Below are 25581 nucleotides of genomic sequence, written 5' to 3'. Positions count from 1 at the left end.
TTTAATATCCTTACATGGCGTTTAACTGGCAAACATTTAAAACAAGAGCACTCACTGCAATTTTGTTTGTAGTGATTATGTTGGTTGGTTTACTCTGGAACAAATGGAGTTTCCTTGCATTGTTTTCCATTATTCATTTCGGTTGCTGGTTCGAATACCAAAAGCTGGTTGGGTTGATTGATAAAGGTTATCAAAGTATTAATCCGTTTCATAAGTATGGCGTAATGATTGGCGGCTATGGTTTGATGTTATTTCTAACGGCCGATTGGTATCTTACCGAAACAGTATCGTTGCATTCTATTGGATGGATGTTGATGCTGGCGGGATTTTTACTGGTACCGGTAAGCGAACTGCTTTTCTCGAAGCAATTCAACTTTAAATACATTGCTCATTCGTTTTTTGGACTGCTTTACATTTCGCTCAGCTGGGCATTGCTGATGCATTTACGCAGCGGTGCGTTGTGGATGCCGCATAACGGCGAAGATACACTTGCCAATCTTTCAATGCTGTTGGCCAAAGTAAGTGGCTATGCAGTACCGCTGATGATCATTGGCTCAATCTGGATCAACGATACTATGGCTTACATTGTTGGTTCGCTTATTGGCAAAACACCCTTGAGCGCTATCTCTCCGAAAAAAACCTGGGAAGGAACCATTGGCGGAATTATATTGTCGGTTGCAGTGATGTGGGGTTTAGGTTATCTCAGCCAATCATCATCGGCGTGGTTGTGGGCAGTAGTTGCAGCTGTTGCAGCAGTTACAGGAACAGTTGGCGATTTGCTCGAAAGTAAACTCAAGCGACTGGCTAATGTAAAAGACAGCGGCAGCTTTATGCCGGGGCATGGTGGTTTTCTCGATCGGTTCGATTCGTTATTACTGGCTGTACCTTTTGTATGGCTGTTATTAAAAATATTCAGCTAATGAAACGCCTGTTACTTTTATTATTGATTGCTTCCTGTTGGTTTGCCTGCAAAAACAAACAGCAGGAGCAGAAAGCAGTTATTCCTGTTCAGGAAGAAAAAATGCTTTCGGAACCAGAAGAAGTAACAGCAGCTGTGAGTGCGTTATTGCCTGCACCAAGCTCGTACGAGTTGAAGCGTGCAAAAAAATGGCACGATGCTTCCGGCGAAAACTGGCTGGTGCTTTACGAAACCGGCTCATACATCCGCAAAGGATTTTCAGGTGCTTCCGCAAAACTGTCGGCGATACTTTATCAAAAGACTGATAGCGGCTTTGTACAAAAATGGAAGATGGTTGATTATATCGACGACTGCGAAGTAGATGTAACCTGTGCTTTTTACGACGATCATTTAACCATTACCGATCTAGACAGTAACGGATTGGCAGAAATAACGATGGTGTATGCGCTCAGTTGCAAAGGTGATGTTAGTCCGAATACCAAAAAACTCATCATGTACGAAGGCGGGCAGAAGTACGCCATTCGGGGAGAAGAGTTGATGGTGCTGCAGAAAGATACACTTGGCGGACAATATGTTGCCGATACTTTGTTTAACAGTGCACCCAAAGCCTTTTTGCAATATGCAGTAGAACATTGGCAGAAGTTTGGTAAACAGGAGTACCAATAGGCCGAATCTTTGTACTTTCGCTGCTCAATTTCTTGTATGACAATTCACAGAGAAGGCTTTAAGAGTATTTCCATTGCAGCAGTTTTATTTGTAGTTATTAACCTGCTTGCGTTTAATTTTCTTAGCCCGGTATTACCCGTTGTTGCATGGCTCATTTTTGCAGTAACCTTGTTTTTCTTTTTGTTTATCGTTTCGTTTTTCCGCATACCTCGTCGTGTTACACCCATTAATCCCAATGCCATTTACAGCCCCTGCGATGGTAAGGTGGTGGTTATTGAAGAAATTGTGGATGAAGAATATTTCAAAGACAAACGCATTCAGCTGAGTGTGTTTATGAGTCCGGCGAATGTGCATGTGAACCTCAATCCAATTGCAGGCGAAGTCAACTATTCGCAATACCATAAAGGCAAATACCTCGTTGCATGGAATCCCAAATCATCCACCGAGAACGAACGCCACAGTGTTGTACTCAGCAATGATCGTATTGTTATCCTCGTAAAACAAATTGCAGGCGCTGTTGCAAAACGCATTGTCAACTACCTGCAGCCCGGACAAAAAGTAGAACAAGGCGGAGAGCTTGGCTTCATCAAATTTGGTTCACGTGTGGATATTCTGTTGCCTGTTGGCACGAAGATCAATGTAAAGTTGAACGAAGTGGTGAAAGGTGGTGTTACCGTGCTGGCAGAATACTGATAGTGAGTTGCAAAAAAGGAAATCAAATTTTAAAGCCCGGTTCTTTGAATCGGGCTTTCATTTGCTCAATAGTGTTGTTGTATTTTAACTTGATTTTATTCAAATACAACAAAAGTTTAAGGGCCCATACTTGACACTGATTAGCATCTAATAAACTTACAATGCTCAAAATATCCCCTCCAGCTCCTTCAAATGCGTAATTACATACGTCGGCTTTATTCCTTTTAAATCGGCATTGATGTGATTGACAAAGATGGAATCCATGCCGGCATTGATCGCACCTTTAATGTCTGCATCTAAATTATCGCCGATCATAATGCTTTGCTGCAATTCTGCACCGGTAATGCGCAACGCATAATCAAAAATTTCTTTGTTGGGCTTTACACTGTTGCTGGTTTCGCTGGTAATTACTTCTTCAAAATACTGACCCAGCTTACTGTTATCGAGTTTGCGCCATTGTGTTTTTTCAAACCCGTTGGTAATAAGGTGCAGCCTGTATTCTTTTTCCTTGAGATGTTGCAGTATTTCGTGTGTGTACGGAAACAGGTTTTGTTTGGTAGGCAATACTTCCAGAAAATAACCACTCATTTTACGGGCCAGTTCTTCACTGCCGATTTTAAACTCCAGCAAGGTGCGCCACATCCGTTTCCATTTCAGATCGTCAGCAGAAATATAACCGTTGTGGTAGCGATCCCACAGTACGGCATTGTGATGCAGGTAGTGTTTGCAAAACGCATCAAAATCGTTTACGCCTGCTGCTTCCAGTTGCAGATCCCGGTACACATCGGCCAGCGTTTCCATGGCATTGGCATCAAAATCCCACAGGGTATGATCAAGATCGAAAAACAAGTGACGATATTTCATTTCAGATTTCAGAATTACGATTTTAGATTTGTGGTAATTGCACAGTCTGCTAAAAATCTGCAATCTACAATCTAAAATCTGAAATCATGAACGTTGTTATTACCGGAGCGTCTAGAGGAATCGGCAAAGCTGTTGCAGAAGTATATGCTGCCAATGGGCATGCGTTGTACCTGTGCTCGAAAAACGAAGTGGCCTTGTACAAAACCATGGAAGAACTGCTCACCAAATATCCGGGGGTAAAAATCAAAGCCAAAGCAAGAGACCTGAGCAAACAGGAAGAAGTGGAAAATTTTGGCCAGTGGATTTTGGATAACAGCATCAATATCGATGTGCTGGTAAACAACGCCGGTAATTTTTTACCCGGCAGTGTACATAACGAAGAACGTGGTGTGCTGGAAGAAATGATGGCTGTAAACCTGTACAGCGCCTATCACCTCACCCGCAAACTGTTACCGCAAATGATGAAGCAAAGTCCGGTATCGGGTACACGAGGACACATCTTCAACATGTGCTCTATTGCTTCACTCAACGCTTATGCAAACGGCGGCGCATACAGTATCAGTAAATTTGCATTATACGGCTTCAGCAAAAACCTGCGGGAGGAAATGAAGCAGCATTTAATCAAAGTAACGTCTGTTTTTCCCGGTGCTGTGCTAACCGATTCCTGGGGCGATTATGACAATTCGGATAAACGCATTATGGAAGCAGCAGATATTGCTCAAATGGTTTTCAGCTGTTCGCAATTATCGCCACAGGCATGTGTGGAAGAGCTTGTTATTCGTCCGCAACTGGGCGATTTGTAACCACTGATTGATTTTAACAGCAACTTACAGCAGCGGCAACACATGCCCGCTCATCTTCGGTTAATTTTGTACCGTATGTACACGCAGCCGTTATATCGTTTTAGTTGCACAGCAATACTGTTACTGGTTATCACTGTTGCAACTGCACAGGTAAAGCTGGCCGTATTGCCCAGTAAAACAGTGGTGCAGTTAACTGAAACATTTCAACTGCAGTTTGTGGTTGAAGGCACTAATGAGGTAGACGAATTTATTCCGCCTGCTTTCCACAATTTTGAAAAAATAGGTGGTTACGATAAAACAACTGGTGTAACCTGGGTCAACGGTTCGCTTACCGAATATGTAACGTACACGGTTACACTTCGCCCAAAAACAAAAGGACGCTTGTCAATTGAACCTGCCACTGTTAAAGCAAGTGGCAAAATAGTTACTTCGCTTGGTTTGGTAATTTTTGTCAAGCCGGCCGCCGAACAGGCTGTTGCAGAAGAACGTCCGGATTATTATTTACTGCCGAACGAAACCTTCAAAGAAAAAATTACAAAGAATCTTTTTGTGAAAGCAACCATCGATAAACAACGTTGCTATGTAGGTGAACCGGTGCTTGCTACGTTTAAATTATTTACACGCCTCGACAGTGAATCGAAGATTGTTAAACGCCCATCGCTGAATGGTTTTTCGGTAGTGGATATGGAACAACCTGAGTCTGGAAATTTTTCAAAAGAAATGGTCAACGGCAAGATGTACAACTGCTATCTCATTCGCAAAGTACAGTTGTTTCCGTTGCAGTCGGGCGAACTGACCATTGAGCCGGTTGAAGTAGAAAATCTTGTACGGTTAATTAAAGCAAAAGTACGCAGTACAAAAGAAACCAGTACCTGGCTCGACGCAGTAATGGATAAAATGAAAGAGGCGGAGATAGAAAGTGCGGGTACAATAGAAGAAAGAGTGGTACTGAAAAGCGATGAACTGAAAGTAAAAGTGCTGGACGTACCCGAAAAAAACAAACCGGAAAGTTTTAATGGCGCAGTGGGAACATTTACGATGGAAACAGCATTGCTCAACAATCGTATTGCAGCGAACGATAATGCCACATTACGGATTGTTATTAAAGGCAAAGGAAATCTACCGATGATTACAGCGCCGGTGGTGAAATGGCCTTCAGGGGTTGATTCATTCGACGCAAGACTTACAGAAAATCTCGATAAACAACATGCGCCCATCAGCGGAAGCAAAACATTCGATATTCCCTTTTCTGTTACACAAACGGGCACCTTTGTTGTGCCGGCTATTCAGTTTTCGTATTTCGATGAAGCAACAAAAACCTATCACACACTTAAGAGTGATACGCTGCAACTGCAGGTTACCGCAGCAGTAAAACGGAAAACGCCTGTATTTGAACAGGCTGTGTTGGAAGATGAGGGAACGCCTCGTTGGGTTTGGGTAGCTTCGGTTGGCTCAATAATTTTAGTGCTGATGATAGCTGTATTGCTGATACAGGCAAAGCGAACAAAAAAGGAAACGGCTGTAGTAACTCCCCTTACAGAAGATAACCCAATACCTGAAATAGCAAAAACAAGTATTGAAAATTTTTTACAGCCAGCTGCCGATACCATAAACAGCACACATAAAAAACAGTTTTATACCATGCTGATGCAGGGCATGCAGGATTATATGATTGATCGGTATAAACTGGAGGCACAAGCAGTGAATACGCTGTCTACAGTATCCTTACTAAAACAGCAGCAGTTGATGGACGAAGCAGAACAATATCAGCAAATCATGAGCACTTGCGAACTGGCTGTGTTTAGCCCGGTTGAATTGAATGACGACCGGGAAGAATTATTGCATGCTGCGAATAACCTGTTACAACAGATCGAAACAAAACATTCCGTTTAGTTATTCTTTTACCGCCACCGCAATTTTAGAATCGGCTGTACCATAATACAACAACCATTTATTGTTGAAGTACACCAGCCCTTCTACAAAGCACACTTCATTTACTTCGCCAATACGTTCATAATCTTTATCAGGACGAATGAAATTCGAATCGGTTCTGCCGATGAGTTTCCACGGTGCATCTTTTGCAAACAACGCCTGGCCTGCAGCATAGGTAAACTTCGGCATTGAAGAATCATTGAAGTTGGCGGCATTGCTGCCATTGTAAATGAGCAACACACCTTCGTCTTTCAGTAAGGCATACGGACCCGGTTCAACCAGGCGGCTGTCGAAATAGCCCATGCGTGGATGCAGTACACTGATCATCTTTTTGCTCTCTTCATTTTCTGCAACCGTCCAGTGAATAAGATCAGCAGACGATGCCATGAACAGATCGGTATCGCCAAAATACATCCAGTACTTGCCGTTGATTTTTGTTGCAATCATTTTGCTTCCGTTTTGTTTTGCAACAATTGCTCCCGATTTCGACCAGCTGTTTTTATACTTTGCATCGCTTAATACAAGACCATGTTTGGTCCATGTTTGCAGATCTTTTGAAGTAGCTAAACAAAGCCTGGCTGTTTTGCCATCGTATGAAGTATACGTGAGGATGTACGTACCGTCTTCGCTTTCTACCAAACGAGGATCTTCTACGCCGCCTTTCCATTCGTAGACTTGCATACTGTCGTTGGAAGGATAGAATACCGGCTGCTTCATTTTTGTAAAATGCAAACCATCTTCACTAACGGCCAGCCCTAAACGGGAAGTCATGTTTCGGTCCTGTGCACGATAGAGCAAATACACTTTTCCATCTTTTACAACAGCTGAAGGATTTAATACATTCCGTTCTTCCCACTGCACGGTTTGGTTGCTTACCGGACAAACAAATTGCTGCAACGAATCGGGTTGAAGGATGGGATTGAGGCTGTCCTCTTTTACAAAGCCTGTTAAAGTCCAGTTCTTATTATTTTGTTGTGGAGTTTGATTACATGCACAAAAGAAAACTGCAAATATGCAGGCCGAAAAGCAGGAGCGAAGCATCGTTGAATTGTTTGCTGTAAGATAGCAAAATCTGTTATGCCATTACCGAAACCATTTGCAAAGCGTTTGCTGCAAGTGTTTTTTCGCCTGCAAGTTCAACAAGCGGTAATGCATCTGCAGGTTGCATACTTTTCGAAAACAGTTTCCAGGCAGTGTTTGGATCAATGGACAGTGAGCCATTGGGTTCAGTGCTGATTGATGAAACGAACTGCCAGCCTGGTTTTTGTTTAGAGATGATCCACTCGCCGCCAATATCCGTTGTAACAACCACTTTTACGGTTGTACCAATGGCAGCATCAACGTTCCGATAAGTGTGTGGCAATGCGTACATGAACGTATCGATAAACGGACCGAACAGTTCTTTGGTAAACAAAGCCTGTTTACCAACTGCATCACGTATCTGTTGCTGGTGTAAAAATTTTTCGGTGTATTCCCTTGCAATATGAAACCAGTTGGGTGATGTTTCCTGCCCGGCCCATGCAACAGAGAAGATGGCAGGAGCAAAAGGATCGAGTGTTTGCAGATGTGCATCATACTCCTTACAAGATTGTTGCAGCAATGTGATTAATAACTGCGGACTGATACGTTTGGCCGTGTTAGTCCAGCTCATGTTGAGGTTGTTTAAGAATGCAACCAGGTCGGCATAGGAATGAATGTTCTCCGCTTTTTCACCAAAGAAACCATCACGTGAGGTAGAGATATTCCGCAACGTTGTATCGAGCAGATGTGCAGCTACATCCTTCACCGTCCACAGTTTGGCAACTGTTGGCGCCTGCCATTCTTCCGGCGATAGTGATTGCAATAGATCAATCAGTAATGCATCCAGCTTCGGAATAAGCGGAAGGGTGTTGAGGGGAGGATAGGTTGATGATGGCATGATTAAAATTAATGAAAACCTTCTTATAGCAACGGCTCGATGCTTTAGCAATTAACGCTCGCTGTTCAAAAAATTTATGATGCTGTTTACAGTTAACTGCAGCTGTTGCTCTCTGCTGATGCTGGCTTTGTCATCGCCCAACTGAAAACCATAATAGCCAAACTGAGCATGATTGGCGCCCTCTATTTTTACAAAGCTTGTTGCAGACGGAAGTTGATGCTTATTGGCAATAATTGTTTTTTCATCTGCAACGCCATCGTTTGTGCCATAAATTTTAAGTATTGGAATAGTTGCTTCGGCCAATGAAATATCCCGTGGGTGGGTAGTGCCGATAAGGATAAGCTTATCGATCAGCCCCGGATTTTCATAGACAAACTGCGCCGCCATTTTTGCTCCCTGGGAATGGCCTGCAAGAATAAATGTTTTACTGCTGTCTGTAAATAACTTGAGTTCTTTTGGTTTGTTGTAACCTTTTGATGCGAGTCGCCACGGCATTTTAATTAAGTACACCTGAAGATTCTTTTTAGCAAGTGCATTACAAAGCGGAGCATACGCTTTTGTTTCAACCATAGCGCCCGGATAAAAAAATACGACTTGGGTAAACGGTTGGCGTGGAGTGAACAGGTAATACGAATCGGTTTGTTGTACGATAAGGTTTGTATCGCTTTTAAGCAAAGCGGGCTCTACATTTTTTGCCTGATAAGAATAGATCATGCAGCAAGTGAACAGCAGACCTGCAGCTACCCAAATTGTTTTGAGAACTCTTTTGATGGTCCATTTTGTTGCTGCCATGGGTCACTTTTTTGTTCTAAAGATAATCATACAATCCACTTTTCTTATCGATCACCCTCGAGACACCAACCTATAAAAAATCAAATCAAGCAGAGGTTCACTATACTCCAATGATCATACTTTCGAACAAATTTCTTCTCAGCAACGTCTCTCCTTGCAATTAGTTGCAATTTTATTACAGAGTTCGAGGAGGACGTTGCGTGTAAGTAGATGAGTATGCAATAACAAACATATGCTAGATATTAGCTTCCTTCGTAGCACGCAACGTCCCCATTAACTTTTTGCTAAATGTCAGCATTATCTATCGGGAGACGTTGCTGGGAAAGAAAAATCTTATTAGCCGTTGTTGTATGTTTTAATATCCGACACTTTTGGTGCGAAAGATGCAATGATCTTCTCTTTAACAGATAGCGGTTGTAAACTGCTGTTGAGATACTTTAAGCGTAACAGTCCCATGCCGATTGTTTTGTTAAACAACAATAGGCATACAAGCCTGTAAAGAATAATGAAGATTAATATGATAAAGAATCGCAGAATTGAATCTGAATCCGAAATTTCTAAAATGATACTTCTGGGCAAAAAGATGTAAGAACTGAATATTAGTGCTAACTCAAAAATCCAGTCGATCAAGCTTGCCGAGAATTTTTTGAAATAAGATGCTTCTGTTTCAGACTTTTGAATATCTGAGAAAATAGTATCGTTGTTTTCCATACTGTTGCAAAAGCTGTAATTATCTTAATTATCAGGTTCACTCCCCAATCACAAACCGATACCCCACACCTCTTGCAGAGTGGAAATAAACCGGGTTGCGGCTGTCTTCTTCAAAATACTTACGGAAGCTGAGGATGAAGTTATCGATGGTGCGTGTGGTAGGATATACGTTGTAGCCCCAAACAACCTGTAAAATTTTTTCACGGGTTACTACCTCGTTCTTGTTTTCGATGAGCAGGTGCAGCAGCATACTTTCTTTTTTGCTCAGCTGTATTTTTTCACCTTTAAAGTTGGTGGCTTCCTGTGCTTTAAAATCGATGCTGTTATTACCGAAGCTGTAGGTTTCGCCAATGGTATCTTTGTCCTGTATTTTTTTGTTCTTCTCAATCAGCTTTTCTACACGCAGTAACAGTTCTTCCAGGTTAAACGGTTTGGTGAGGTAATCATCGGCACCTTTTTTTAAACCCAGCACACGGTCGGTACTGCTGTTCTTGGCACTCAGCATCAAAATCGGCACATCGTTCTTGCGTATGCGAATACTTTCGGTAGCGCTGATACCATCCATTTCGGGCATCATTACATCCATGATAATTAGATCGAAATATTCGTTCTCCACTGCCTTCAATGCAGCCACACCATCGCCTGCTGTTGTTACTTCGTAACCTTCCAGTTCAAGATTCAACTTCAGTGCGTCGAGCAAATGCTCTTCGTCTTCTACCAATAATATGGATGCTTTTGCCTGCGACATAGTGTATACAAAACAGCAAGCGCTGTTGTTATTTAAAACTGAATTACAAAAATACTTCCGTGCGGCGTATTGTCCATCACGAAAATGTCACCGTTATGATCGGTAATAATCTTACGTGTAAGATACAACCCTAAGCCCGTACCTTTTGCTTTGCGGGTGTTTTCGTTTCCGCTGCGATAAAACTTTTCGAAAATCTTTTGCTTCTCTTCATCCGGCACACCCGAACCTTCGTCGCTTACTTTCACTTGGATGTTGTCGTTATCATTCATCAGGTCTACATACACCGGGCTGTCCTTGGGGGCATATTTCAAGGCATTATCAATGAGGTTGCTCAGGGCAATCTGTATCAGCAATTCATCGCCTTCAATAAACAAGTCTTTATCGGCACTTGCTTCAATATGGCGGTTGGGATAACGATTTTTATAATCGCTCACTACCGTTTCCACTACATCGGCCAGGTTTACTTCTTCATTTTCACGCTGGAAATTTTTCTCTTCCATTTGCGATGCCAGCAGAATATTATTGGTAAGAATGTTCAGGCGGTTGGTTTCGCTGAGGGCACTCAGCAACAGTTTCTGCTGCTGTACTTCATCGAGCTTGCGACGCAGCACCGTTTCGAGGCTGAGGCGGGTAGTGGCGATGGGCGTTTTCAGCTCGTGTGTAATCGCCATCATAAAATTCTGCTGTAAGGCCGATACTTCTATTTGCTTACGGATGGAGCGGTAAACAAAAAATGCACCTGCAAGAATCAATGCAAGAAAGGCCACACCTTCACCAACAAATTTGGCGGTTTGTCGTTTTTGATAGAGTAATACATCTTCCCGCAACAAATCGAAATCGGCAGCTTTGGGGTTTAGTTCTGCAAGTTTCAACGCCGTCATATCGGCTGTTAAACGTTCAAGCGAAACAAACCACCAAACCAACGCAACAATTACATAAATCAGCAACACCCAAAACCAAAAGGAGAAGCTGCGGAAACTGTATACTTTATTGGTAAAGCCCATTATGATTTTACTTTTTCAATGCGGACACCTGCATTCATGATATGTAACAACGGATTGTCACGCATTGTTTGCTGCAGGCGGATGCTGTACTCACCCTGTTTTTTAAAACGGATGTTGTTGAACAGCGGATAGCGAATTTCAAAAATATCGCTCATGCCGGTACCGATCCATTTCCCTTCCTGGTCCTGTAGGGTTAATTCGAAACGCTCTTTTTGAAACGTACTATCGCCGGGCTGACGGGTAGAAAGATAGATCCAGATATTTTTGTACGCATACGCATCGGTATGACGCAGGGTTACAAAAACATTGTATGCCGAAACCGTATCGGTAATATTGAATTTTACTTCGGGCTGGTAATTGTAATACCATTCGTGTTTGGGAATTTCTGCATTTTTTTCAAATGCATCCAGCGAGCTGCAGCTGCCCAGCCAAACAAGTGAAGAAAAAAGCGCACTGTAAAAAAGGAAAGCGGAGTATGAACGTTGCAACAGTTTCAAAACGGAATGTTTTTACAAATGTAATACGGCGGAAAGGTAAAACCCAAACAGCTTCTTATAAAACGTTCAACACCTGTTCTTTTGCTTTTTCCAGTTCATCTTTCATTAACACAACCAGCTTTTGAATACCCGAGTCGTAGGCTTTGGCACCCGTGGTATTAATTTCCCGGCCAATTTCCTGCAACACAAACCCAAGTTTTTTACCTTTTGAATCGTCGCCTTCTTTGAGGATGTTGAGGAAATAATCGCAGTGGTTACGTAAACGTACCTGCTCTTCGCTGATGTCGATCTTTTCGATGTAGTAGATCATTTCCTGCTCCAGCCTGTTAGCATCGTAATTTTCTTTACCTACCTGTTCTTCCATTTTACGGCGCAGCTCATCTTTCATTTTATGTTGACGGAGTGGCTCGAGTTCGGAAATTTTTTCCTGGTAGGCAAGAATATTGTTGATGCGTTCGATGAGATCTTTTTCCAGCGCCGATCCTTCGAGCATACGATGTTTGTTGATGGCGTTGATGGCGTTTTGCATGCTTTGCTGAAACTGACCATACTGTTCTTCGCTTAATACTTCGGTGTTGGGTACTACCACATCGGGCAAACGCAACATAGCAGCAAGAATATATTCGCTTAAGCCGAGATTGAGTTCTGCAGCAACTTCGCTCAGCGGTTGAAAGTAGGCTTTCGCCATTTCTTTATTAATGGTAATAGCACCACTGCCGCCGTTTTGTTTTAAAGAAATAGTACAGTCAATTGTACCACGTTGCAGTTGTTCCGATAACATATTGCGGATAGCAAACTCGTAAGGTTTTAATAACGGCGTAAGTTTCAGGTTCAGTTCAAACTGTTTTCCGTTCAGCGATTTTATTTCTACCAGGAATGTTTTGTCACCGGCGGCTTCTTCGGTTCTTCCGTAACCGGTCATTGATTTCAGCATACCTTATTTTTAAAGCAATGTAAACAAATTAAAGTCGTGTGTGTGCAGTTATTTTTAATTCTGTTGATGCAGATGCTTTTTGTAATGGTTCGCACTACAAAGTTTAATACGTAGAGAACTAAAACAAAAAAGCCCGGAAGACACCGAGCTTTTATGATGGATGGGTTAGTAAGTACCGGAAACTTTCATTTCCGTCACAATATTAAAAATAAATTCTTCGATTATAAAAACTTTTCAAAAAAATTTTATTCACATTTTAAAAATGTTTGTGGAAAAGGATTATTCGTTTTGCGGCTTGTAAGCGTTCTTACAAAACGATTTTTTCAGCAAACAGTTTTATCAGTTCAGTAAGCATACTTGTTGCTTTAAAAAAGTAATTCTCTGAAATGCCTTGTACGCAAGTGTTTCAGCGATTTTGTTTTTGTTGCTTACACGTATGTTATAAAATAAAAAAGTAGATCAGCGGTTTGCAACAGTGTGTTTATTTCACTTTTTAACGGCAGAAAAATTGCTTTTTCCGGAGCAAAAAAAATTTAAAAATTTTTTATTCAGACCCTTGTTTAATTGCTTTTAAATGGAAAAATGAATGCCGCAACAGGTTTATGCAAACAACATGAAAGCACATTACCTTTGGCAAAATTCTGATTATGAAGTTTCCTTCGCCGGTGCCGGTACAATGGATTGCCGAACTTATTGGAGCAGTTGTTACCGGAAATAAAAATGGGCTAGCAACAGGCATTAACGAAATACATAAAGTAGAAGAGGGCGACCTGGTGTTTGTTGATCATCCGAAGTATTATGATAAGTGCATCAACTCTGCTGCAAGTTTCATCATCATCAATAAAGAAACAACAGTACCCGAAGGAAAGGCATTGCTGGTGTGCGACGAACCGTTTGAAGCCTATTTAAAAATCGTTCGTCACTTCCGTCCGTTTACGCCTGCAACTTCACCCATCAGTGAGACAGCTGTTATTGGGGAAGGCACAGTAATTATGCCCGGCGCATTTATTGGTGAGCATGTGCGCATTGGAAATAACTGCATCATTCATCCTAACGTAACCATACTTGGTTATACCGTTATTGGCGACAACGTCATTATACAGGCGGGTACAGTTATCGGCAGCGATGCGTTTTACTACAACACCAAAAAGAACCGGGATGTGTGGTATAAAAAAATGGAAAGCTGTGGCCGTGTAGTAATAGAAGACAATGTAGAAATAGGTGCTGGTTGTACCATTGATCGTGGTGTAACACACGATACGGTTATTGGCCGTGGTACCAAGTTCGATAACCAGGTGCATATTGGTCACGACAGTGTGATTGGCAAAAACTGTTTGTTTGCTGCACAGGTTGGTGTTGCCGGTGCTGTTGATATTAAAGATGGTGTGGTGCTGTGGGGACAGGTAGGTGTAAGTAAAACCTTAACCATTGGCGAAAACACAGTCGTGCTTGCACAAACAGGTGTACCATCATCGCTCGATGCCAACAAAGTTTATTTTGGATACCCTGCGGAAGAAGCCGGTTACAAACGCCGTGAACTGGTTTGGGTAAAACGCATACCTGAACTGTGGGAGAAGGTGAAAGGGCTGGAAGGGAAAAAATAAAAGCAGCGTAAGCTGCTTTTATTTTTGGCAGACATTGTCAATCTCGACTCGGCTAAGGGCTAATTACCGTCGGCTAACAACTTTCTTCTATTCCTCCGGCCAATAATCGTACGGCAGTTGATCGGCTAAATTTTTCCATGCCCAGTAGCCGCTGTTGATCACTTCGTGTTGCTCGTAAAAGAATCCGTTTTCAGTAATTACAAAACCGTTCAGCAGTTCTAATGTGGATAGTTGTTCTTTTGCACTTAATGGATATTTGTTGGCAACAAGGTATTCCCGTTCCATTGGCGCAAGTGTATATACGATGCGGTATTTACCAAACAGGTTTATTTCTTTATCAACACTATCAACCAGTACATACACAGCAGAGTCGTAAGGATTTTTAAGTGAACTTATTTTGGGCTTGCCGCTTGCACTGTCGGTATACACATGTTCTATGGCAAAACCGTTTTCGCTCAACGTACTGTCGTAGTAACAACGCATAAAATGCAAACGTGAGCCGTAATAGGCTTTTTCCCTATTTTGTTTCCAGATAGTTTTTTGTTCGGCAGTAGAATCCAGTTCGGTATAAAATGCTACACCCGCATAAGCGCTGAATTTGGTATTGTTGTCGTATATAAACGAATCGAGCTGGTACTGGATGCGGTAGCCCAGTGCATAGTTCATCACTACAACCGGTTCTTCGGCTTTTACTTTTAATACATTTCGTTTACGGGAGAAATAGAACTTCAATACTTCGGGATTAACGATGCTGCATTGTTTGGCAAACGGTGTGCTGCCGATAAAATAATCGTTGAGTTGAGCGCCATATTTCGTCCAGCCGTCTTTTACTTCAGTGCTGGCCTGTATGACCACTTCTTCCAGTTTCTTTTCTTTTTTCTTTAAAATAATCGTTAACTCATTACTGTTATCCTGCGAAGAGCTGATGCGGATGCTTTCGGTTTCATAACCGGTGTACGTAATTACAAGGTTATGTCCGCCCGAAGGAAGTTCCATCTTAAACTCACCTTCCTTGTTGGTGATGGTTCCTTTGGTGGTGTTCTGGCAAAGCACAGATGCGCCTTCGAGTGGCGAACGTGTACTGTCGTCAACAACTTTGCCTTTGATATAGAAATAAGATTGTGCAGATGCAGAACTGATGCAAAGCGTAAGGATAATGGAAAGGAATGTTTTCATAAATGATGATTGTTCGGTTTAAAAATAAACAATTTCCCGCCCGCAGGAAACCGCACAACAAAACATTAACGGATGAGCATAATCAGTACAATAGACAGGAGCATGGCCAGTTCAATAAAGAACTGCATGCGGATATTGTTGCCGATGATTTTTTTAAACAGGAAATGAACGATGAAGCCGGTTACTGCAATCAGCAACATGGGTACAGCTAATAAAATACCCCAGCTTTCGGGGTGCTGCAGATCGTTAATGAAAAGATAGACAGCATAACAAAGCAAAACTGCAGCGCCGATAACTAAAGGTGATTGATAAAATTTCATGTAATGGATTAACTGCTTTGCTGCTGATGTTTGCAAACGGCTTATAAATGATAATACGCGTTTAACCAGTTGCAGGTACGCTCAATGGTTTCATCAATGGGGGTGAACTGAAAACCCGGCAGCATCTGTTGTACTTTCGATGCATCGTAAAATGTTTTTACCTGTGCCGTGCTGGCTGTTTCTTTGGTGAGCAAGGGCTCCTTTTTGCTGAACATCGCTTTGAGTGCTTCCAATCGCCATACAATACCACCCATCCAGGGTTGAGCTAAACGTTGTGGTGCACGAACGCCAAAACCGGCAGCAATTTTGGTAAACAGCTCTTTAAAACTTAAATGTTCTGCACTTAACAAAAAACGTTCGGCTGTTATATCGCTTTTCATTAAACGGATCATTACAGCAGCCACATCTTTCGCATCTACAAAGCCGGTACCGCCGTTGGTATACCAGGGAAACTGGTTGTATATTTTTTTGAAGATGGCCACCGAACCGTTTTCCCAATTCGACTCGCCCAGTATAACCGATGGATTAACGATGGCTGCATTCAACCCTTCGCCGATACCCCGCCATATTTCCATCTCCGATAAAAATTTTGTTTTGCCGTAGTGCGAGTTGTTCGTTTCTTCTGTCCACTCCGTTTTTTCATTGATCTTTTCACCTGCACGCAGACGACCAATCGCTGCCACCGAACTTACATGAATAAACTTGCGGATATTATTGGCGAGTGCCATGTTCACCATGTTGGCCGTACCTTCGATGTTGATTTTATACATCTGCTCCCTGCGGCTGCTGTGGTACGAAACAACTGCAGCAGAATGATATACTTCTTCGCAATCCTGCATGATTTCGTCGAGCAGATTTACGTCGAGCACATCACCTTTGATCCATTCGATCTGTTGTTTTTCTTCTTCGCTTAACAGCAATGGCATCGAGGTACGGTACAATGCTTTAATGGGTCCCTGCTTTTCCTGCAACAACTGTTTTAACAATGCCGAGCCAACTAAACCTGCGCCGCCGGTAACGAAGACCATGGTGGAATGGATAATTTATAATAGAAAATGTAAAATTAAGGTGTGCGTTCGATTATCATTGAGCAATTATACAATTATCCGTAGTACTTGTAATAGCCTTCGCCGGTTTTTCGACCAAGCTTATTTGATTCCACTTTTTCTTGTTGAATGGGAGAGGGTTTCAAGCGTTCGGGCTTACCCAGCTGCTCATACACGCTGCAGCTAACAGCATAGTTAATGTCGTTGCCAATCAGATCCATAAGTTTGAACGGTCCCATTTTAAAACCACTTGCTTCCAGCAATGCATCTACTGTTGCAAAATCGGCTACACCATCTTCCACCAGTTTCAAAGCTTCAATATAATAGGGGCGTGCTACACGGTTAACAATAAAGCCGGGCGAATCCTTGCAAATCACCGGCACTTTGTTCAGCTGTTTGGTTAAAGCAACCAATGTGTTGATCACCTCTTCGCTTGTTTGCTCACCACGCACTACTTCCACCAGTTTCATAATGGTGGCAGGATTGAAGAAATGTAAACCTGCTACACGCTGCGGTTGCTGGATGGATTTTTGCAACAGTGAAATAGAGAGCGATGAAGTGTTGCTGGCAAAAATGGTATCGCCGTGGTTGATTTCTGCCAATTGATTGAATAACGCAATTTTTGCTTCGGGCTTTTCAATAATGGCTTCAATGATTACATCGGCGATGCAAAAATTGATATCGTTGATGAATTGCAGATTTGCTTTTACAGCAGAGCGTTGTTCTTCTGTTATTTTCTGTTTGGCAACTAAACTATCGAGATTGCTGTTGATGGATGTTTCTGCTTTTTGTAATACGTCCGTGTTCAGATCGAACAGCAGTGTATAAATGCCGCTTTGTGCAGCAGCCTGTGCTATACCGCTGCCCATTGTTCCTGCACCGCAAACGCAAATTGATTGGATCATGCTTGAAAGTTGAAGGGTAAAGATAATTTCAGTAATTGAATTCCGCTCAGAATTGTAGTACTTTGCGTCATCCAAAAATTTACATGTATATCAGACTAACCTGCTTTTTATCTGCAATCTTTTTATGTCTTTTTTCCATTGCCCAAACATCCGATTGGTGGGAACGTAATGTTCAATGGGATGGTGTAACACACTGGAGGCACTATATCAAATTCAGTCCTGCTTATCTTGGTCCAAATGCAATTCCTGTTCCTTCTGTTACAAACGGAACAGTTGACAGTAATCATTCTGTAACTGTTGCTGCCGCTGCACATTTTATGCCGGGCGACCGTACCTTCAACGCTGTGCTGAAAGGCAGTTATTGTATCGTTAAAAACAAAGTATCGGTTGATGCAATGTGGGTGCCTGTTGAATATTTTCAGATGAGCCATGCATTAAAAACAGAACGGCATGTATTTTATCTGTCGTACAACAACCGCAAGGCAATCGGAGATGTACACATGAATATTAATATACAGTTGCTCGATCCTGCTAAGTATAAACATACGCTTGCTGTGAGGGTGGGTTATCGATATCCAACTTCGTCCGATGTTGCATCTGCACGCATGACAGACGCACCTGGTTATTTTTTTGATGCATCAACGGGCGGCTCTTTTTCAAAAAGCAATAAATGGCGATATACGGCTATGGCCGGTTTTTTAGTCTGGCAATTGAATAATGATATACCGCAGAATGATGCATTTCTTTTTGGAGCAGGTATTGAATACAATCACAATCGGTTTCAGCTGCAAACAAATGTGGCGGGTTATCTTGGTTATTTAAACAATGGTGACAAGCCTGTAGTTGGTCGTATAAAAGCAGGAACTGTAAAGCCGGGTTTCAACTGGCAGCTACAGCTGCAGCAAGGTTTTCACGATTTCAGATACAGCAGTGTTGAAGTTGGAACAAAGTATGTGTTTAAAATAAAACAATAAAAAAAGGCAACAGTTTTAGTTGTTACCTTTTGCACATAGATTTATTGTTTAATTACACCGCTCCCGTAAACTGTTTCAGAAAACGCACATCGTTTTCACTGAAGAGACGAATATCTTTAATACCATACTTCAGCAATGCAGGACGTTCGATACCCATGCCAAATGCAAAGCCTGAATATTTGTTACTGTCGATGCCGCAGTTCTCCAACACTTTCGGGTGCACCATGCCGCAACCAAGAATTTCTAACCAGCCTGTTTTTTTACAAACACTGCAACCATCGCCGTTACACAACAAACAACTGATATCCATTTCTGCACTTGGCTCGGTGAACGGGAAGTAAGAAGGGCGGAAACGAACCTTTACATCTTTGCCAAACATTTCCTGTACAAAGAAGTAGAGTGTTTGCTTTAAATCGGCAAAGCTTACTTTCTCATCTACATACAAACCTTCGATCTGGTGGAAGAAGCAATGACTTCTTGCACTGATGGTTTCGTTACGATACACACGACCCGGTGTAATAATGCGGATGGGCAGTTTACCTTTCTGCATTTCATGAATCTGCACATTGCTTGTGTGCGTACGCAACAGCCATGCAGGATCGGTGCTGATATAGAATGTATCCTGCATATCACGTGCAGGATGATTTTCGGGTAAGTTAAGAGCGGTGAAGTTGTGGAAGTCGTCGTCAATTTCCGGACCTTCTGCAACAGAGAAACCCAACCGCTGGAAAATATTCACCATGCGGTTGCGCATTAAGCTGATGGGGTGACGGCTGCCAATGGGCAACGCATCGCCGGGCAACGTAAGGTCAATTTTAGCAGCCGTATCATCGGTGCCATTACCGGCCAATGCTTTCCACTCTTCGTATTTCGCTTCTGCAAACTGCTTAAACTCATTCATTGTTTGACCAAAGGCTTTCTTCTGTTCGTTGGCCACATTCTTCATTTCGCCCATGAGCGCTTTTACCAAGCCCTTGGTGCCAAGAAATTTAATACGATACTCTTCCAACGCCTTGGCGCTATCGATCTGTAAGGTTTCAATTTCTTTCTTTAAGGTTTCAATCTGTTGTAACACCTGTTCCATGCCGCAAAGATAATTCTTTGAAGTTTCTGGTTTCCAGTTTCTGGTTGATAGTTGTGACTGTTCTGAATTTTTGTACTGAATCAAGGTTGTGCAGCAAGCAAAAAGTCCCACTTCAGGGGGATATACAGGATTTTTCTCTTGTGCCCTGAGCCTTGTGCCTTGTTTTCTTTGGACTTTGCTTTTTTGGATTTTGGTTTTTCGTACTTCGTACCTCTTACCTCGTACTTCTTTTTGTTATGTTTGCCACCGAAACGAAAACACATGAGTGATTCACAGATGATTGAAGATTTTTTGCAGCCGGTTGATCTGTCGGCTGTGTTAGGCGATGAAGAATTGAACGATGCCCAGCTGGGCCGTCATATCCAAACCTATGCATTCCTGTTTCCTGACCTTACAGATGTTGACCTGGTGATTGTGGGTATCACCGAAGAACGTGGCACAGGCAATGGTATTTCGTTGGGCGATGCACCAACTGTTATCCGCAAAAATTTATACCGTTTATACAACTGGCACCCCGATGTAAAGATTGCTGATATTGGTAATGTGATGGCGGGTGCTGCATTGAAAGATACCTATGCCGCAGCCAAAGCAGTGATTAAAGAACTGGTGGAAGCAAAGAAAACGGTGCTGATTCTTGGCGGCAGTCATGATCTTACACTGGCACAATACGGTGCGTATGTACAGCGCCAGCAGATTATTGAAGCGAGCTGTGTGGATGCATTCATCAATTTAAGTAACGATACACCTGTTCGCAGCGAAAACTTTTTAATGGAGATGTTAACGGGTGAACCCAACTTCATCCGCCACTATAACCACATGGCATTCCAGAGTTACTATGTTCATCCAACCATTTTGCAAACAATGGATCGTCTGCGTTTCGATTGTTTCCGTGTGGGCGTGGTGAAAGATGCGTTGGAAGAAATGGAACCGGTGATCCGCAGCAGCGATCTGCTGAGTATTGATATTGCTGCGATGGCGAATGCCTATGCTCCAGCGAACAGAACTTCACCAAACGGATTGAACGGACAGGATATTTGTACGCTCACCCGTTATGCAGGATTGAGTGACCAGTTAAGTACACTGGGTATTTATGGTTACAATGCAAAGTTGGATGTGGATGAGTTGACAGCGATCCAGATTGCACAAATGATCTGGTATTTTATTGATGGACTGAGCAAAGGAAAAACAGAAGCATCGCTGGAAGACCGTCACCAGTTCAGCGAATACCATACAACCATTGCCGATACAGATGTACTGTTCCTAAGCAGTCATAAAACCGGCCGTTGGTGGATGCAGCTACCGAATAAAAAATTCATTGCCTGCAGTGCAACCGATTATCAACTCGCCATCCATAGCGAAATACCGGAGCGTTGGTTGCGGGCGCAGGAGAGAGATTAGTTTTTATTGCTCACAGATTGCACGGGTTTCCACAGAAGCTCTTTGTGTAAACTCCGTGTTCTTGGTGTAACTCATTTTGTAGCACAAAGAGCGCAAAGCATGCACAAAGGAAGCGAAGTACTTATTCGATGGTGATGATCTTGTAGTCTGTATCGTTGAAAGTAAATGCATCACCCGCTTTCTTCATCAACAATAATTTTCCCAGCGGCGCTTCGGGTGAAACTGCGAATACTGTTTCCTCTTCCACTTTCAGTTTTCCCAAACCAAGACTGATGTAGAAACGGCCTTTGTTTGTTTCAACCAAACTGCCACGCACAATCGTTGCTGTTTGCAGTTGAGGATCGATTTTTTCAAGTATTGCTTTTTGCTGCAGCACTTCTTTCAACTGCCGGCTGTTATTCTCCTGTTCAATCTGCAACATGGCTAAGGCTGTTTCGTGCTTATCGCCGGCGGTGCGTTTGGTTTCGTTACCGGCGCTGGCAGAAAGATCGTGCAGGTTCTTTTGCAATGCATCAATTTTTTGTTGCAGCAGTAACAGGCAGTGCTGATGTGTGCGTTCTTTCCGTGTCATTTTTTACAAGGTAGGCATACATCCTGTAACAGCCAGCGAAAGCATGTATATTTATCAACAAAATGAGTACTGATGGTTGCTGGTAAAATAAATTTCTTTCTGCTGTTTATAGGTGTCGTATTGGTTTCATGCTCTGTGCAAAAGCAAACGGCTACTACTTCTTTGCAAAAGCAATTCATCAATGATTCTGCATTCACCAATGCCTTTGTAGGTATTGCTGTGTATGATACAGAGACTGGTAAATACATTCATCAATACAACAGCAATAAATATTTTGTTCCTGCCAGCAATACCAAACTGCCTACACTTTATGCAGGGTTGAAATATTTAGGAAAACAATTACCCGGATTACAATACAAAGAAGAGAACGACACCTTATACATTCAACCAACCGGTGATCCAACACTTTTGCATGTTGATTATAAAACACAACCCGTTGTTGATTTTTTAAAGCAGCAAACCAAGCCCATTGTTATTAATAACAGTAACTGGAAAGCAGAAGCATTGGGTTATGGTTGGGCATGGGATGATTACCTGGGTTATTACATGACCGAACGTAGTCCGCTGCCGGTGTATGGCAACTATATCAAGTGGATTCAGCAACGGAATGTAGAAGAACGTGATGGCAAGATGGATACATCGGGAATTATTTTTACTGATCCCGAAGTAAACTGGGATGTGCAGTTTAAAACAGGTAAGACCACGGCGTTTGATGTAACCCGTCCACGTACCGAAAATAAATACACGATCACGGAAGGCAAGGAGTTGAAGAAAGAACTGGAAGTGCCATTTGTAACAAACGGACTGCAGTCTGCGTTGGAATTATTGAAAGACACTGTTCATCAAACAATCACGGAAGAGAGTTTTCGCATAACCAATCCTGAAGTGATTTATTCGCAGCCGGTTGATTCGATGTTTAAACCACTCATGTACCGCAGCGATAATTTCTTTGCCGAGCAAACCCTGCTGATGGTGAGCAATGTATTGTTTGGTGAAATGGATGAACAGAAACTTATAGCTCATATGCTGAAGAATGATTTAAGCGGCTTTCCGCAAAAACCAAAATGGGTAGATGGAAGCGGATTGAGCCGTTATAATTTATTTACACCAGAAGATTTTGTGTGGCTGTTGTTGAAAATGAAGGATGAATTTGGTCTCGAACGTTTGAAAACAATTCTGCCAACGGGTAATACAGGAACACTCCGCAATTATTATGTAGATGATGCCGGTTTCATCTTTGCAAAAACAGGCTCGTTAACCGGTCACCTGGCATTGAGCGGGTTTCTCATCACGTCCAAAAATAAATTACTAGTGTTTTCTGTGATTGTCAACAATCACAATACATCTGCAACAAGTGTACGCAGAGCAGTTGAGAAGTTTTTACAGCAGGTGAGGAGAGAGAATTAACGTCCAAACTGTTTCTCCAGTTCATCTTTTTTAATTTCCATGTAAACAGGAAATCCGTTGGATGTGGCGTTGGGTTGTGCACAGTTGAATAGATCTTCCACCAACTGTTTCATTTCTTTTTGTGTAAGTGAACGACCGGCTTTAATGCTGTGTTGTTTTGCTAATGAACGAATGAGCTTTTCACGTTTGGAAAACTTCAAATCGCTGGTGTAATGCTTGAACTGTTCCAGTAATAATTCAATGGCCATTGCTTCATTACCCTGTTCCACATCGGCAGGAGTGCCCTGAATAACGTACGTATCTTTCCCGAAAGGTTCAATCAAATAACCGAGCTGTTTTAATTCATCACTCAGTTCACCCAACAATACTGCATCGGCAGTTGAAAGATGTAAGGTTGATGGAAATAAACTGCGCTGTGCTGCTATTGGTTTGCCATCGGCTGCAGCAAGATAACGTTCATACAACACACGCTCATGTGCATTTTGCTGATGAATGATCAGCATTCCTTTTGCAGTTGATGCAAGAATGTAGGTATTGTGCTGTTGCGAAAAATCCTGCTCCGGTATAAAAATCTTTGATGGACTGATTGCAGAAAAATCGGCAGTGTTACCAACTGTTGTCTGTTGACTATCGACTGTCGACTTGTTCACGGGTTCATAAAAATCACGCCAGTGTTTCAACTCACTCTTTTGCTGCGGATCAATTTTATGGGCTGCATGTTTTTGGGTGAATGTATTGTACAGCGATGAAGAAGAAGCCTGGGATTTCTGTTCGCTGGTAAACGGTTTGCTTACTGCATCGAGTTGCTGAATGGTTGGGTCCAGGTCAAAATCCAACGTAGGTGTAATGCTGAACTGTGCCAACGCATGCTTTACGGCCGATTGCACAAAGGCATACACAATCTTTTCATCTTCAAATTTTATTTCCTGTTTGGTTGGATGCACATTGATGTCTACCTGTGCAGGGTCCAGATCAATAAACAGTACATATGCCGGGAAACTATCAGTCGCAATCAACTCCTGGAACGCACCGGCCACAGCATGATTGAGATATGCACTTTTGATGAAGCGATGATTAACAAAAAAGTATTGATCGCCTCTTGTTTTCTTGGCTGTTTCAGGCTTACCGATAAAGCCATAGATATTCATGTAATCGGTTTGCTCTTCTACCGAAACTAATTTGGCGTTGTATTGATTGCCGAGCAGCTGAACAATCCGTTGCTTTAATGTACCTCTGTCGAGGTGAAACATTTGTTGCCCGTTAGCAGTAAGCGAAAAGAAAATATCCGGGTAGGCCATGCTCACACGAATGAACTCATCAACGATGTGCCGCATTTCGGCTGCATTGCTTTTTAAAAAGTTGCGTCGTGCAGGAACGTTGAAGAATAAGTTCTTCATGGCAATGCTTGTTCCGTTGGCAGTTGCAACCGGCTCCTGTTTTTTTACTATGCTGTTTTCAATTTCAATATACGTACCGGCGGTATCTTCTGCACGTTTGGTTTTTAATTCCACCTGTGCAACGGCTGCAATAGAAGCCAATGCTTCCCCACGAAAACCCATGGTTTTAATGCGGAAGAGATCATCAATTTCCCTGATCTTGGATGTGGCGTGGCGTTCAAAGGCCATGCGTGCATCGGTTTCGCTCATGCCGCCACCGTTGTCAATTACCTGCAACAGTTGTTTGCCCGCATCGTTAACGATGAGTTGAATTTCTGTTGCACCTGCATCTACTGCATTTTCCAGTAATTCTTTTACTGCACTGGCAGGGCGTTGAATTACTTCACCAGCAGCAATCTGGTTTGCAATATGATCGGGTAATAATTGAATGATATCCGGCACGTACGTTTCTCTGTTTTGAAACGGCAAATTTACGGGAAACGAAAGCAGATACGAAGTTTATTCATCAAACAAGCCGGTAAAATCAACAGTTGCTGTACAACCATCTTCTAACGAAAATTCAAATACAGATGGATTTACGGCAACAGCTTGAAAAACGGAGTCGATCAATTCAAACACTTCCAGTTTTTTGAACGCAGGATCAATGAGGAGATAATATTTTACAGCTTGTTCTTCATAAATTTCATACTTCTCTCTGCGGTCGGTTTTTGAACTGGAAGGCGAAATAATTTCTGCTGTAAGTGTTGGCGGAAAATCGAGATAGTTGTTATTTGTAACAGGTTTACAAACAACCAACATGTCTGGTTGTAAAACAGTATCGTCTTTTATTTTCCAATCAATTGGCTGATAAACTTTGCAGTGCCTGCATTGTTTTAATGCCTGCACAAATAAGAAATTTAACTCAGAAGTGATACGCTGATGTTTGATTGATGGTGCCGGACTCATTGCATACGGAATACCTTCAATCAATTCCCACTTCCCTTCCCATAAAAGGTAGTCTTCATACGTGTAATGGGGCGTATATTTAGGAGCAGATGACATTGTTACAAATTTATTCAAATTATTCTCAATAGCAAGCAGGCTGTTTTGGCTAATTTTAATTCAACGAAAAGCAGAAATCGTACATGAAATGAGCTATAAAAATCAGCGAATAATTCGTGTTAAAAACGAGCGTGATTTTATGGCGAATAACAGATGGCAAAAGGCAATAAAAGTGAA

25 protein-coding genes are annotated in these 25581 nt (G+C 42.2%); 9 read left to right on the top strand and 16 right to left on the bottom strand.

Annotated elements, in window-relative coordinates; translation table 11 throughout:
- Positions 1 to 14: 14 nt before the first annotated feature.
- Genes IQ13_RS12405 through IQ13_RS12395 form a run of 3 tightly spaced genes read left to right on the top strand, consistent with a single transcriptional unit; the run spans position 15 to position 2278 of the window.
- On the top strand, positions 15 to 920 hold the full coding sequence (locus IQ13_RS12405) for a phosphatidate cytidylyltransferase (protein ID WP_144886698.1): 906 nt from the start codon (positions 15 to 17) through the stop codon (positions 918 to 920).
- The gene (locus IQ13_RS12400) at positions 920 to 1585 is read left to right on the top strand and encodes a M949_RS01915 family surface polysaccharide biosynthesis protein (protein ID WP_144886697.1); all 666 of its coding nucleotides are present in this window, start codon (positions 920 to 922) and stop codon (positions 1583 to 1585) included. The genes IQ13_RS12405 and IQ13_RS12400 overlap by 1 nt, the downstream gene beginning before the upstream one ends.
- Positions 1586 to 1621: 36 nt before the next feature.
- Entirely contained in the window at positions 1622 to 2278 is a 657-nt protein-coding gene (locus IQ13_RS12395; RefSeq protein WP_144886696.1) for a phosphatidylserine decarboxylase family protein, read from the top strand.
- Between the two features lie 165 nt (positions 2279 to 2443).
- Here the strand turns inward: IQ13_RS12395 and IQ13_RS12390 are convergent, their stop codons facing one another.
- The gene (locus IQ13_RS12390) at positions 2444 to 3142 is read right to left on the bottom strand and encodes a YjjG family noncanonical pyrimidine nucleotidase (RefSeq protein WP_144886695.1); all 699 of its coding nucleotides are present in this window, start codon (positions 3140 to 3142) and stop codon (positions 2444 to 2446) included.
- A gap of 86 nt (positions 3143 to 3228) precedes the next feature.
- On the opposite strand from IQ13_RS12390, the gene IQ13_RS12385 reads away from it, so the two are divergent.
- Both IQ13_RS12385 and IQ13_RS12380 read left to right on the top strand, forming a co-directional pair.
- Positions 3229 to 3945, top strand: coding sequence for an SDR family oxidoreductase (locus tag IQ13_RS12385; protein WP_144886694.1), 717 nt, complete (start codon positions 3229 to 3231; stop codon positions 3943 to 3945).
- A 42-nt stretch (positions 3946 to 3987) separates the two neighbouring features.
- On the top strand, positions 3988 to 5838 hold the full coding sequence (locus tag IQ13_RS12380; RefSeq protein ID WP_144886693.1) for a BatD family protein: 1851 nt from the start codon (positions 3988 to 3990) through the stop codon (positions 5836 to 5838).
- Here the strand turns inward: IQ13_RS12380 and IQ13_RS12375 are convergent, their stop codons facing one another.
- From IQ13_RS12375 to IQ13_RS12340, 7 genes are all read right to left on the bottom strand, one after another.
- The gene (locus IQ13_RS12375; RefSeq protein ID WP_144886692.1) at positions 5839 to 6918 is read right to left on the bottom strand and encodes a glycoside hydrolase family 130 protein; all 1080 of its coding nucleotides are present in this window, start codon (positions 6916 to 6918) and stop codon (positions 5839 to 5841) included.
- 34 nt (positions 6919 to 6952) lie between these two features.
- A complete protein-coding gene (locus IQ13_RS12370; protein ID WP_144886691.1) occupies positions 6953 to 7795 on the bottom strand; it encodes a maleylpyruvate isomerase N-terminal domain-containing protein in 843 nt (280 codons plus the stop codon).
- A 51-nt stretch (positions 7796 to 7846) separates the two neighbouring features.
- Positions 7847 to 8587: an alpha/beta hydrolase gene (locus IQ13_RS12365; RefSeq protein ID WP_144886690.1), complete on the bottom strand. Its 741-nt coding sequence runs from the start codon at positions 8585 to 8587 to the stop codon at positions 7847 to 7849.
- Positions 8588 to 9335: 748 nt separating this feature from the next.
- On the bottom strand, positions 9336 to 10046 hold the full coding sequence (locus tag IQ13_RS12355; protein ID WP_144886688.1) for a response regulator transcription factor: 711 nt from the start codon (positions 10044 to 10046) through the stop codon (positions 9336 to 9338).
- A gap of 32 nt (positions 10047 to 10078) precedes the next feature.
- Positions 10079 to 11050, bottom strand: coding sequence for a sensor histidine kinase (locus IQ13_RS12350; RefSeq protein WP_144886687.1), 972 nt, complete (start codon positions 11048 to 11050; stop codon positions 10079 to 10081).
- Positions 11050 to 11547 (bottom strand): gliding motility lipoprotein GldH, encoded by a 498-nt coding sequence (locus tag IQ13_RS12345; RefSeq protein ID WP_144886686.1) that lies wholly within the window; start codon positions 11545 to 11547, stop codon positions 11050 to 11052. The genes IQ13_RS12350 and IQ13_RS12345 overlap by 1 nt, the downstream gene beginning before the upstream one ends.
- A gap of 55 nt (positions 11548 to 11602) precedes the next feature.
- The gene (locus IQ13_RS12340; RefSeq protein WP_144886685.1) at positions 11603 to 12481 is read right to left on the bottom strand and encodes a YicC/YloC family endoribonuclease; all 879 of its coding nucleotides are present in this window, start codon (positions 12479 to 12481) and stop codon (positions 11603 to 11605) included.
- Between the two features lie 647 nt (positions 12482 to 13128).
- Between IQ13_RS12340 and IQ13_RS12335 the strand changes: the two genes are divergently transcribed.
- A complete protein-coding gene (locus tag IQ13_RS12335) occupies positions 13129 to 14085 on the top strand; it encodes a UDP-3-O-(3-hydroxymyristoyl)glucosamine N-acyltransferase (RefSeq protein ID WP_144886684.1) in 957 nt (318 codons plus the stop codon).
- A gap of 87 nt (positions 14086 to 14172) precedes the next feature.
- Here IQ13_RS12335 and IQ13_RS12330 read toward each other — a convergent pair whose 3' ends face one another.
- The 4 genes from IQ13_RS12330 to IQ13_RS12315 all read right to left on the bottom strand — a co-directional run bounded on the left by IQ13_RS12330 (position 14173) and on the right by IQ13_RS12315 (position 17532).
- Complete coding sequence (locus IQ13_RS12330) at positions 14173 to 15261, bottom strand: carboxypeptidase-like regulatory domain-containing protein (RefSeq protein WP_144886683.1); 1089 nt, start codon at positions 15259 to 15261, stop codon at positions 14173 to 14175.
- Between the two features lie 65 nt (positions 15262 to 15326).
- Complete coding sequence (locus tag IQ13_RS12325) at positions 15327 to 15581, bottom strand: hypothetical protein (RefSeq protein WP_144886682.1); 255 nt, start codon at positions 15579 to 15581, stop codon at positions 15327 to 15329.
- A gap of 41 nt (positions 15582 to 15622) precedes the next feature.
- Positions 15623 to 16609 (bottom strand): NAD-dependent epimerase/dehydratase family protein, encoded by a 987-nt coding sequence (locus tag IQ13_RS12320; protein WP_144886681.1) that lies wholly within the window; start codon positions 16607 to 16609, stop codon positions 15623 to 15625.
- A gap of 74 nt (positions 16610 to 16683) precedes the next feature.
- On the bottom strand, positions 16684 to 17532 hold the full coding sequence (locus IQ13_RS12315; RefSeq protein WP_144886680.1) for a 3-hydroxyacyl-CoA dehydrogenase NAD-binding domain-containing protein: 849 nt from the start codon (positions 17530 to 17532) through the stop codon (positions 16684 to 16686).
- Positions 17533 to 17615: 83 nt separating this feature from the next.
- On the opposite strand from IQ13_RS12315, the gene IQ13_RS12310 reads away from it, so the two are divergent.
- Positions 17616 to 18506, top strand: coding sequence for a hypothetical protein (locus IQ13_RS12310; protein WP_144886679.1), 891 nt, complete (start codon positions 17616 to 17618; stop codon positions 18504 to 18506).
- A gap of 52 nt (positions 18507 to 18558) precedes the next feature.
- On the opposite strand, the gene pheS is transcribed toward IQ13_RS12310, so the two are convergent.
- Positions 18559 to 19590 (bottom strand): phenylalanine--tRNA ligase subunit alpha, encoded by a 1032-nt coding sequence (gene pheS, locus IQ13_RS12305; protein ID WP_144886678.1) that lies wholly within the window; start codon positions 19588 to 19590, stop codon positions 18559 to 18561.
- A 261-nt stretch (positions 19591 to 19851) separates the two neighbouring features.
- Between pheS and IQ13_RS12300 the strand changes: the two genes are divergently transcribed.
- Positions 19852 to 20988, top strand: a complete 1137-nt coding sequence (locus IQ13_RS12300; protein WP_144886677.1) for an arginase family protein — start codon at positions 19852 to 19854, stop codon at positions 20986 to 20988.
- Between the two features lie 121 nt (positions 20989 to 21109).
- Here the strand turns inward: IQ13_RS12300 and IQ13_RS12295 are convergent, their stop codons facing one another.
- Positions 21110 to 21559: a GreA/GreB family elongation factor gene (locus tag IQ13_RS12295; RefSeq protein WP_144886676.1), complete on the bottom strand. Its 450-nt coding sequence runs from the start codon at positions 21557 to 21559 to the stop codon at positions 21110 to 21112.
- Between the two features lie 135 nt (positions 21560 to 21694).
- Here IQ13_RS12295 and IQ13_RS12290 point away from each other — a divergent pair, with 135 nt between their 5' ends.
- A complete protein-coding gene (locus tag IQ13_RS12290; RefSeq protein WP_158637386.1) occupies positions 21695 to 22966 on the top strand; it encodes a D-alanyl-D-alanine carboxypeptidase/D-alanyl-D-alanine-endopeptidase in 1272 nt (423 codons plus the stop codon).
- Here the strand turns inward: IQ13_RS12290 and mutL are convergent.
- Positions 22963 to 24804 carry a DNA mismatch repair endonuclease MutL gene (gene mutL, locus IQ13_RS12285; protein WP_144886674.1) on the bottom strand — a complete coding sequence of 614 codons (1842 nt, stop codon included), beginning with the start codon at positions 24802 to 24804 and terminating at the stop codon, positions 22963 to 22965. The genes IQ13_RS12290 and mutL overlap by 4 nt on opposite strands.
- A gap of 57 nt (positions 24805 to 24861) precedes the next feature.
- Entirely contained in the window at positions 24862 to 25404 is a 543-nt protein-coding gene (locus tag IQ13_RS12280) for a Uma2 family endonuclease (protein WP_144886673.1), read from the bottom strand.
- Between the last annotated feature and the right edge of the window lie 177 nt (positions 25405 to 25581).

Origin of the sequence: Lacibacter cauensis, assembly GCF_007830055.1 — a bacterium.
GTDB lineage: Bacteria > Bacteroidota > Bacteroidia > Chitinophagales > Chitinophagaceae > Lacibacter > Lacibacter cauensis.
Note: the sequence above shows the minus strand (reverse complement) of the source record. Positions and strands in the feature narration are given on the sequence as shown.

Coding starts and splice junctions, on each gene's coding strand:
- IQ13_RS12405 (WP_144886698.1), top strand. CDS start 15: ATGGCGTTTAACTGGCAAACATTTAAAACAAGAGCACTCACTGCAATT.
- IQ13_RS12400 (WP_144886697.1), top strand. CDS start 920: ATGAAACGCCTGTTACTTTTATTATTGATTGCTTCCTGTTGGTTTGCC.
- IQ13_RS12395 (WP_144886696.1), top strand. CDS start 1,622: ATGACAATTCACAGAGAAGGCTTTAAGAGTATTTCCATTGCAGCAGTT.
- IQ13_RS12390 (WP_144886695.1), bottom strand. CDS start 3,142: ATGAAATATCGTCACTTGTTTTTCGATCTTGATCATACCCTGTGGGAT.
- IQ13_RS12385 (WP_144886694.1), top strand. CDS start 3,229: ATGAACGTTGTTATTACCGGAGCGTCTAGAGGAATCGGCAAAGCTGTT.
- IQ13_RS12380 (WP_144886693.1), top strand. CDS start 3,988: ATGCCCGCTCATCTTCGGTTAATTTTGTACCGTATGTACACGCAGCCG.
- IQ13_RS12375 (WP_144886692.1), bottom strand. CDS start 6,918: ATGCTTCGCTCCTGCTTTTCGGCCTGCATATTTGCAGTTTTCTTTTGT.
- IQ13_RS12370 (WP_144886691.1), bottom strand. CDS start 7,795: ATGCCATCATCAACCTATCCTCCCCTCAACACCCTTCCGCTTATTCCG.
- IQ13_RS12365 (WP_144886690.1), bottom strand. CDS start 8,587: ATGGCAGCAACAAAATGGACCATCAAAAGAGTTCTCAAAACAATTTGG.
- IQ13_RS12355 (WP_144886688.1), bottom strand. CDS start 10,046: ATGTCGCAGGCAAAAGCATCCATATTATTGGTAGAAGACGAAGAGCAT.
- IQ13_RS12350 (WP_144886687.1), bottom strand. CDS start 11,050: ATGGGCTTTACCAATAAAGTATACAGTTTCCGCAGCTTCTCCTTTTGG.
- IQ13_RS12340 (WP_144886685.1), bottom strand. CDS start 12,481: ATGCTGAAATCAATGACCGGTTACGGAAGAACCGAAGAAGCCGCCGGT.
- IQ13_RS12335 (WP_144886684.1), top strand. CDS start 13,129: ATGAAGTTTCCTTCGCCGGTGCCGGTACAATGGATTGCCGAACTTATT.
- IQ13_RS12330 (WP_144886683.1), bottom strand. CDS start 15,261: ATGAAAACATTCCTTTCCATTATCCTTACGCTTTGCATCAGTTCTGCA.
- IQ13_RS12325 (WP_144886682.1), bottom strand. CDS start 15,581: ATGAAATTTTATCAATCACCTTTAGTTATCGGCGCTGCAGTTTTGCTT.
- IQ13_RS12320 (WP_144886681.1), bottom strand. CDS start 16,609: ATGGTCTTCGTTACCGGCGGCGCAGGTTTAGTTGGCTCGGCATTGTTA.
- IQ13_RS12315 (WP_144886680.1), bottom strand. CDS start 17,532: ATGATCCAATCAATTTGCGTTTGCGGTGCAGGAACAATGGGCAGCGGT.
- IQ13_RS12310 (WP_144886679.1), top strand. CDS start 17,616: ATGTATATCAGACTAACCTGCTTTTTATCTGCAATCTTTTTATGTCTT.
- pheS (WP_144886678.1), bottom strand. CDS start 19,590: ATGGAACAGGTGTTACAACAGATTGAAACCTTAAAGAAAGAAATTGAA.
- IQ13_RS12300 (WP_144886677.1), top strand. CDS start 19,852: ATGAGTGATTCACAGATGATTGAAGATTTTTTGCAGCCGGTTGATCTG.
- IQ13_RS12295 (WP_144886676.1), bottom strand. CDS start 21,559: ATGACACGGAAAGAACGCACACATCAGCACTGCCTGTTACTGCTGCAA.
- IQ13_RS12280 (WP_144886673.1), bottom strand. CDS start 25,404: ATGTCATCTGCTCCTAAATATACGCCCCATTACACGTATGAAGACTAC.